The following is an 8,397-nucleotide window of genomic DNA, read 5'->3' on the forward strand; positions in this document are numbered from 1 at the left end:
GGTACTTTCAAAACTATGATTTAGTTGTAAGCTATCGTAAAGGAACGGAAGAAATTTAATTTAATTATGTAAAATAATAATTTTATTAAAAGTAAATAAATTTTATATAAGAATTATATTTATGGGAATATAAAATAAATATTATAAAAAACGAGCTGTGCATGAATGCAGCTCGTTTTTTTATATTTGTTAAAGAAAAAGAGGTTAAAGGTGTATTTAGTGGGATTATATGGGTAATTGTTATATTTCGTTTTAAAAAATTATAAAAGGATGTCTGTCCTTTCTTTATAAAAGATGAAAGTTATTTTTGAAAAATTGTATTATTACATCGGTAAAAGTATAGGAAACTCATCATTATAAAATAAATTGAAATCTTCTAAAAACTCTGATACATTGAAATAGAAATGTAGTTTCACAGTATTGTAAAGGCTTACAGTTATGTGCACGAAGATCTATTAGGATTGGAGGAAATAATGATGAAAGCTGAAGAAAAATTTTCCCCGGGATTAGATGGTGTTGTAGCAGCGGAGACGAAAATTTCGTTTCTTGACACAGTAAAAGGTGAAATTGTAATTCAAGGGTATGATTTAATCGAACTCTCAAAAACAAAAGAGTATTTAGACATTGTGCATCTTTTATTAGAAGAACAGCTACCGAATGAGGATGAAAAAGCAACAATTGAAAAGAAATTAAAAGAAGAATATGCAGTGCCAGAAGGTGTATTTAATGTGCTAAAGGCATTGCCTAAAGAAACGCATCCTATGGATGGGTTACGTACAGGTGTGTCTGCATTAGCTGGTTACGATAGTGATATCGAAAATCGCTCGTTAGAAGTGAATAAAAGTCGAGGATACAAGCTTTTAAGTAAAGTGCCAAATATCGTAGCGAATAGCTATCATATTTTAAATAACGAGGAGCCAATTCAGCCCCTTCAGGAATTGTCATATAGTGCGAATTTCTTCTATATGTTAACTGGTAAAAAACCAACTGAACTTGAGGAAAAGATCTTTGATCGTTCCCTTGTTTTATATAGTGAACATGAAATGCCAAACTCTACATTTACAGCTCGCGTAATTGCATCAACACAATCGGATTTATACGGCGCTCTAACAGGTGCAGTTGCATCTTTAAAAGGAAGTTTGCATGGTGGTGCAAATGAAGCGGTTATGTACATGCTTTTAGAAGCTGGCAATGTTGAGAAATTTGAAGAACTATTACAGAAGAAACTTTATAACAAAGAAAAAATCATGGGCTTTGGACATCGCGTATATATGAAGAAGATAGATCCAAGAGCACTTATGATGAAGGAAGCTTTAAAACAGCTTTGTGATGTAAAAGGCGATTATACACTATATGAAATGTGTGAAGCTGGAGAGAAGATTATGGAGAAGGAAAAAGGCATTTATCCGAATCTTGATTACTATGCTGCTCCAGTATATTGGATGCTTGGTATTCCAATTCAACTTTACACACCAATCTTCTTTAGTTCTAGAACAGTAGGGTTATGTGCACACGTAATTGAGCAACATGCGAACAATCGTTTGTTCCGTCCACGTGTAAATTATATTGGCGAGCGACATGCATTTAGTAAATAAAAACAACTGGGGAGTTGTTAGCGCCGCCCGCCAGATGGGTGTTTGACCGACACCCATCATTAATAATAACGAATTTTCGACAGAAAGGGAAGAATAGTATGATTAAAACAAATGAAATTAAACAAAAAGATGCATTATTAGAAGAAATTACGGATTATGTATTAAATAAAGAGGTTACAAGTGCAGAAGCATTCAGCACTGCTCGCTACGTATTACTTGATACACTTGGATGCGGAATTTTAGCGCTACAATATCCAGAGTGCACAAAATTATTAGGACCAGTTGTACCAGGAACAATCGTGCCAAATGGTACACGCGTACCAGGTACGTCATATGTACTTGATCCAGTAAAAGGCGCATTTAATATCGGATGTATGATCCGTTGGTTAGACTATAACGATACTTGGCTTGCCGCAGAATGGGGACATCCATCTGATAACTTAGGCGGAATTTTAGCAGTAGCAGATTATATTAGCCGTGTTCGTATTTCAGAAGGAAAAGAACCATTAAAAGTACGTGAAGTACTAGAAATGATGATTAAAGCACATGAAATTCAAGGTGTACTTGCTTTAGAAAACAGCTTAAACCGTGTTGGTCTTGACCATGTATTATACGTAAAAGTAGCAACAACTGCGGTAGTTGCGAAAATGCTTGGCGGAACGCGTGAAGAAATCTTTAATGCATTATCACATGCGTGGATTGATAATTCTAGTCTTCGTACATATCGTCATGCTCCAAATACTGGTTCACGTAAATCATGGGCAGCAGGAGATGCGACGAGCCGCGGTGTTCATCTTGCAATGACTGCTCTAAAAGGTGAAATGGGTTACCCAACAGCATTATCTGCGCCAGGATGGGGATTCCAAGATGTATTATTTAATAAGCAGGAATTAAAATTAGCAAGACCACTAGAATCTTATGTAATGGAAAATGTATTATTCAAAGTGTCATTCCCAGCAGAGTTCCATGCACAAACAGCTGCAGAATGTGCTGTGAAATTATATCCTGAAATTAAAGAAAGATTAGAAGAAATTGATCGTATTACAATTACAACTCATGAATCAGCAATTCGTATTATCGATAAAGAGGGACCATTAAATAACCCAGCTGATCGCGATCATTGCTTACAATACATTACGGCAATTGGTTTATTAAAAGGAGATATCGTTGCGGATGATTATGAGGATGTAGCAGCGAATGATCCACGTGTAGATGAATTACGTAATAAGATGGTTGTTGTTGAAAACAAACAGTACAGTTTAGATTACCTTGATCCGAACAAGCGCTCAATCGCCAACGCTGTTCAAGTTCATTTTAAAGATGGTACTGTAACAGAAAATGTGGAATGTGAATACCCACTTGGCCACCGTTTCCGTAGAGACGAAGCGATTCCAAAAGTTGTTCAAAAATTCACTGCAAATATGGCAGGTCATTATTCTAGTAAGCAACAAGAAAAAATTCATGAAGTTTGTCTAAATGAAGAAAAACTAGAAAATATGAATGTAAACGAATTTGTAGATCTATTCTTAATTTAATAATAGGGGGAATTTAGAATGGCTTGGGTTGTGAATAAACAGTCAACACAAGAGGAGCTTGCGAATCGCTTCCGAGCTTTAGTAGAAGCAAATGAAATTTTACAAATTCCAGGTGCTCATGATGCAATGGCGGCTCTTGTTGCGAAAAATACAGGTTTTTCAGCTCTTTATTTATCGGGAGCTGCTTATACTGCAAGTAAAGGGCTACCAGATTTAGGAATCGTGACGTCTACTGAAGTAGCAGAGAGAGCAAGGGATCTAGTAAGAGCTACAGATTTACCAGTTCTTGTTGACATTGATACAGGATTTGGTGGAGTACTAAACGTAGCGAGAACAGCTGTAGAAATGGTGGAAGCGAAAGTTGCGGCTGTTCAGATTGAAGATCAACAATTACCAAAGAAATGTGGACATTTAAATGGTAAGAAACTTGTTACTACAGAAGAATTAGTTCAAAAAATTAAAGCGATTAAAGAAGTTGAGCCAAGTTTATATATTGTAGCACGCACAGATGCTCGCGGCGTGGAAGGATTAGATGCAGCGATTGAAAGAGCGAACGCATATGTAAAAGCAGGGGCAGATGCAATATTCCCAGAAGCGCTTCAATCGGAAGAAGAATTCCGTTTATTTACTAGCAAAGTGAATGCACCTTTATTAGCAAATATGACTGAGTTCGGGAAAACACCATATTATAGTGCAGAGGAATTTGCGAATATGGGCTTCCAAATGGTAATTTATCCTGTAACTTCACTTCGTGTTGCTGCAAAAGCATATGAGAATGTGTTTACGCTAATTAAAGAGACAGGTTCTCAAAAAGATGCACTTTCTAATATGCAAACGAGAAGTGAGTTATATGAAACAATTTCATATCATGACTTTGAAGACTTAGATACTGGAATTGCAAAAACAGTATTATCTGAAGATCAATAGGTAGAAGGACTTAGGCGATGAGAATACATCTTTGGCAAAACGAACTGCTTGATGTGAAAAATCATCGCCTTCTGTTTTCAATAGTAAGATATTCCACTCATCGTAGACGAGCATATGCAAAAAGCAATGAAGGCCGAAATGATAGGGGGATTCAGATGGAGAAAACGAAGTTACCATGGGATGAATTTTTTTCACTCAATAAAGATGTGAATAATACTTTCTTTACACCAGAAGATTTTTCAGGGGATGAAGATTTAATTGCAAAAACGACAGAACAATTCGTTAAACAAGAAATTGTCCCACAAATGGAGAATATTGAACAACATAACTATAAAGTTTCTCGTCAATTATTTGAGAAAGCTGGGGAACTTGGATTATTAGGCATTGAGGTACCAGAAGATTATGGTGGATTCGAGTTAGGAAAGGCTGTCTCAGGTCTTGTAGCAGAGAAAATGGGTTACGCTGGTGCATTTAGCGTTTCTTTTAATATACACGCCGGTGTAGGTACATTGCCTTACATATATTACGGAACGAAAGAACAGAAAGAAAAATATTTACCGAAAATCGCATCGGGAGAATGGATTGGGGCTTATGCTTTAACTGAGCCAAATGCTGGTTCTGATGCATTAAGTGCAAAAACGAGTGCAGTATTGAATGAAGAGGGTACTGCTTGGAAGTTGAATGGTGAGAAGCAGTGGATTACAAATGCTCATATGGCAGATGTATACGTTGTTTTTACGAAGACAAATAAAGGAATGACAGCGTTTATTGTCGAAAGAACATGTGAAGGTGTATCAATAGGATTAGAAGAAAAGAAGATGGGGATTAAAGGTTCTTCAACAGCGACGCTTATTTTAGAAGATGTTGTCATCCCCGCTGAAAATGTTTTAGGGGAAGTTGGGAAAGGGCATCACGTAGCTCTTAATATTCTTAACTTCGCGAGACTAAAACTTGCTTTTGGAAATATTGGAACAGCAAAACAAGCAATTGGTTTGTCAGTTCAATATGGAAAGGAACGAAAGCAGTTCCAAACAGAATTAGTAGATTTTACGATGATTCAAGAGAAAATTGCAAATATGATTATTTCTACATATGGAGCAGAAAGTGCAGCTTACCGTACAGCGGGTGTAATTGATGAAGCAATTCATGAGAGTGATGAAGATCTTATGAAAAAAATGTCCCAATTTGCAATTGAATGTGCACTTAATAAAGTAAATGCTTCTGAAACACTTGGCAATATTGTAGATGAGGCTGTACAAATTCATGGTGGATACGGTTATATGCAAGAATACGAAGTAGAACGTTTATATCGTGATGCTAGAATTAGCCGTATTTTTGAAGGAACGAACGAAATTAATAGATTAACAGTTGCTAAAATGTTAATGAAACAATTTGAGCAAATTGAAGATCATGTAGTAGAAAGTGATATATCAAATGTAGAAAGAAACCATCGTTACATTTTATTATCGAAAAAATTGTTGAAACAATCTTTGAAAACGCTCTCTAAAACTCCGGACTTAAAAATTGATCAGGAGCAAGAATATTCACGTGTACTATCAAATATGTTGACGGACGTGTACGTCATGGAATCAGCATTTTTACGTACGAGGAAAGCAGTTAGTAAAAATGGTGAGGAAAAAGAGCGTACGAAGCAAATGATAACAGATGTTATTTGTGAAGAAGGATATCGTAAAGTAGAAGAAGCTTCGATTTCCATTCTTTCAGCAGCTGTCACAGAAGAACAAAATAGACAAGAAATATTAGCTGAAATCCGTCAATTATTAGTGCCTTTATACTCGAACTTATTTACGAAAAAGAGAGACATTGCGAAAGTTATTATAAATCGCGGGAAATATATTGTGTAAATAGGAGGAAAGCGATATGAAAAAGATTGGTTTTATCGGTTTAGGTAACATGGGTCTTCCAATGTCTAAAAATTTAGTTAAATCGGGATACACAGTATATGGAGTGGACTTGAATAAAGAGGCTGAAGCTTCCTTTGAAAAAGAAGGAGGAATTATCGGCTTATCAATCTCAAAACTAGCAGAGACATGCGATGTGATTTTTACAAGTTTACCTTCACCTCGTGCTGTGGAAGCGGTATATTTTGGGGAAGAAGGATTATTTGAAAATAGCCACTCGAATGTAGCTTTAATTGATACAAGTACAGTATCTCCACAATTAAACAAACAATTAGAGGAATCGGCGAAGGAAAAGAAAGTAGACTTTTTAGCAGCACCTGTTAGTGGCGGGGTAATTGGTGCAGAAAACCGTACATTAACGTTTATGGTTGGTGGATCGAAAGAAGTATATGAAAAAACTGAATCTATCATGGAAGTACTTGGAGCGAATGTTTTCCATGTTAGTGAGCAGATTGATAGCGGTACAACTGTTAAATTAATTAACAATCTATTAATTGGTTTTTATACAGCTGGTGTGAGTGAAGCTTTAACATTAGCGAAAAAGAACAATATGGATTTAGATAAAATGTTTGATATTTTAAATGTAAGTTACGGTCAAAGTAGAATTTATGAGCGTAATTATAAAAGTTTTATTGCATCAGAAAATTATGAGCCGGGCTTTACTGTAAATTTATTAAAGAAAGATTTAGGATTTGCGGTAGATTTAGCTAAAGAAAGTGAACTTCACTTACCAGTAAGTGAGATGCTATTAAACGTATATGAAGAAGCGAGTGAGGCAGGATATGGTGAAAACGATATGGCTGCTTTATATAAGAAAGTTAGCGAACAATTAATTTCTAATCAAAAATAGTGCACTTATAAAAATCATGATAAAAAAGGAGAGAATATAATGATTACAACTGAAATTAAACGCGTGAAAAATCATATTAATGGCGAATGGGTAGAATCTACTGGTACTGAAGTAGAAGCGGTTCCGAATCCGGCAACTGGAAAAATCATCGCTTACGTTCCACTTTCTCCAAAAGAAGATGTTGAAAAAGCTGTTGAAGCGGCAAAAGCGGCATACGAAACATGGTCTAAAGTGCCAGTTCCAAATCGTTCAAGACAACTATACAAATATCTACAACTGTTACAAGAAAATAAAGATGAGCTTGCAAAAATCATTACGCTAGAAAACGGTAAAACGCTAACGGATGCAACTGGTGAAGTACAGCGTGGTATTGAAGCGGTAGAACTTGCAACATCAGCACCAAATTTAATGATGGGACAAGCTCTTCCGAATATTGCTAGTGGAATTGATGGATCGATTTGGCGCTACCCAATCGGAGTTGTTGCTGGTATTACACCGTTTAACTTCCCGATGATGATTCCGTTATGGATGTTCCCACTTGCAATTGCTTGCGGTAATACATTCGTATTAAAAACATCTGAAAGAACACCACTTTTAGCTGAGCGACTTGTAGAGTTATTCTATGAAGCTGGTTTTCCAAAAGGGGTATTAAATTTAGTACAAGGCGGAAAAGATGTTGTAAATAGTATTTTAGAAAATAAAGATATTCAAGCAGTTTCGTTTGTTGGCTCTGAGCCAGTGGCACGCTACGTATATGAAACTGGTACAAAAAATGGTAAACGTGTACAAGCGTTAGCAGGTGCGAAAAACCATGCGGTTGTTATGCCAGATTGCAACCTTGAGAAAACAGTACAAGGTGTAATTGGGTCTGCGTTTGCAAGTAGTGGAGAGCGCTGCATGGCATGTTCAGTAGTAGCAGTAGTTGATGAAATTGCTGATGAATTCATTGATGTATTAGTAGCAGAAACGAAGAAGTTAAAAGTAGGTGACGGTTTCAACGAAGATAATTATGTTGGACCATTAATCCGTGAATCTCATAAAGAACGTGTTTTAGGCTATATTAATAGTGGTGTAGCAGATGGAGCAACTTTACTAGTAGATGGCCGTAAAATCAATGAAGAAGTTGGAGAAGGTTACTTTGTTGGTGCAACAATCTTCGATGGCGTAAATCAAGAGATGAAAATTTGGCAAGATGAAATTTTCGCTCCGGTATTAAGTATTGTAAGAGTTAAAGATTTAGAAGAAGGTATCAAACTGACAAATCAATCTAAATTTGCAAATGGTGCGGTTATTTATACATCAAATGGTAAGCATGCACAAACATTCCGTGATAACATCGATGCTGGTATGATCGGTGTAAACGTAAACGTTCCAGCACCAATGGCATTCTTCGCATTTGCAGGAAATAAAGCTTCATTCTTTGGGGATCTTGGTACAAATGGTACGGATGGCGTTCAATTTTATACACGCAAAAAAGTTGTAACTGAGCGCTGGTTTTAATAAAGTGAAATGATAATGAGTGGGGTGCATTCCCACTCATTATCAAAATAATACAAACGAAAATACAC

6 protein-coding genes are annotated in these 8,397 nt (G+C 36.2%); all 6 read left to right on the top strand.

Going from position 1 to position 8,397, the window contains the following annotated elements; genetic code table 11:
* Positions 1 to 473: 473 nt before the first annotated feature.
* The 6 genes from mmgD (at position 474) to V7038_RS06345 (ending at position 8,329) form a co-directional block, all read left to right on the top strand.
* On the top strand, positions 474 to 1,595 hold the full coding sequence (gene mmgD / locus V7038_RS06320) for a citrate synthase (protein WP_002202097.1): 1,122 nt from the start codon (positions 474 to 476) through the stop codon (positions 1,593 to 1,595).
* Positions 1,596 to 1,693: 98 nt separating this feature from the next.
* Positions 1,694 to 3,130, top strand: a complete 1,437-nt coding sequence (gene prpD, locus V7038_RS06325; RefSeq protein ID WP_002157934.1) for a 2-methylcitrate dehydratase — start codon at positions 1,694 to 1,696, stop codon at positions 3,128 to 3,130.
* Between the two features lie 18 nt (positions 3,131 to 3,148).
* Positions 3,149 to 4,057: a methylisocitrate lyase gene (gene prpB / locus V7038_RS06330; protein WP_002157933.1), complete on the top strand. Its 909-nt coding sequence runs from the start codon at positions 3,149 to 3,151 to the stop codon at positions 4,055 to 4,057.
* A 155-nt stretch (positions 4,058 to 4,212) separates the two neighbouring features.
* On the top strand, positions 4,213 to 5,922 hold the full coding sequence (locus V7038_RS06335; protein ID WP_335469553.1) for an acyl-CoA dehydrogenase family protein: 1,710 nt from the start codon (positions 4,213 to 4,215) through the stop codon (positions 5,920 to 5,922).
* Positions 5,923 to 5,938: 16 nt separating this feature from the next.
* Positions 5,939 to 6,829: an NAD(P)-dependent oxidoreductase gene (locus V7038_RS06340; protein WP_002202095.1), complete on the top strand. Its 891-nt coding sequence runs from the start codon at positions 5,939 to 5,941 to the stop codon at positions 6,827 to 6,829.
* A 39-nt stretch (positions 6,830 to 6,868) separates the two neighbouring features.
* Positions 6,869 to 8,329, top strand: coding sequence for a CoA-acylating methylmalonate-semialdehyde dehydrogenase (locus V7038_RS06345; protein WP_002157930.1), 1,461 nt, complete (start codon positions 6,869 to 6,871; stop codon positions 8,327 to 8,329).
* The last annotated feature ends 68 nt before the right edge of the window (positions 8,330 to 8,397 follow it).

Origin of the sequence: Bacillus sp. JJ783 (assembly GCF_036963225.1) — a bacterium.
GTDB lineage: Bacteria > Bacillota > Bacilli > Bacillales > Bacillaceae_G > Bacillus_A > Bacillus_A cereus_U.

Excerpts from the sequence above, each read along its gene's own strand:
- mmgD (WP_002202097.1), top strand. The coding sequence starts at position 474 with ATGATGAAAGCTGAAGAAAAATTTTCCCCGGGATTAGATGGTGTTGTA.
- prpD (WP_002157934.1), top strand. The coding sequence starts at position 1,694 with ATGATTAAAACAAATGAAATTAAACAAAAAGATGCATTATTAGAAGAA.
- prpB (WP_002157933.1), top strand. The coding sequence starts at position 3,149 with ATGGCTTGGGTTGTGAATAAACAGTCAACACAAGAGGAGCTTGCGAAT.
- V7038_RS06335 (WP_335469553.1), top strand. The coding sequence starts at position 4,213 with ATGGAGAAAACGAAGTTACCATGGGATGAATTTTTTTCACTCAATAAA.
- V7038_RS06340 (WP_002202095.1), top strand. The coding sequence starts at position 5,939 with ATGAAAAAGATTGGTTTTATCGGTTTAGGTAACATGGGTCTTCCAATG.
- V7038_RS06345 (WP_002157930.1), top strand. The coding sequence starts at position 6,869 with ATGATTACAACTGAAATTAAACGCGTGAAAAATCATATTAATGGCGAA.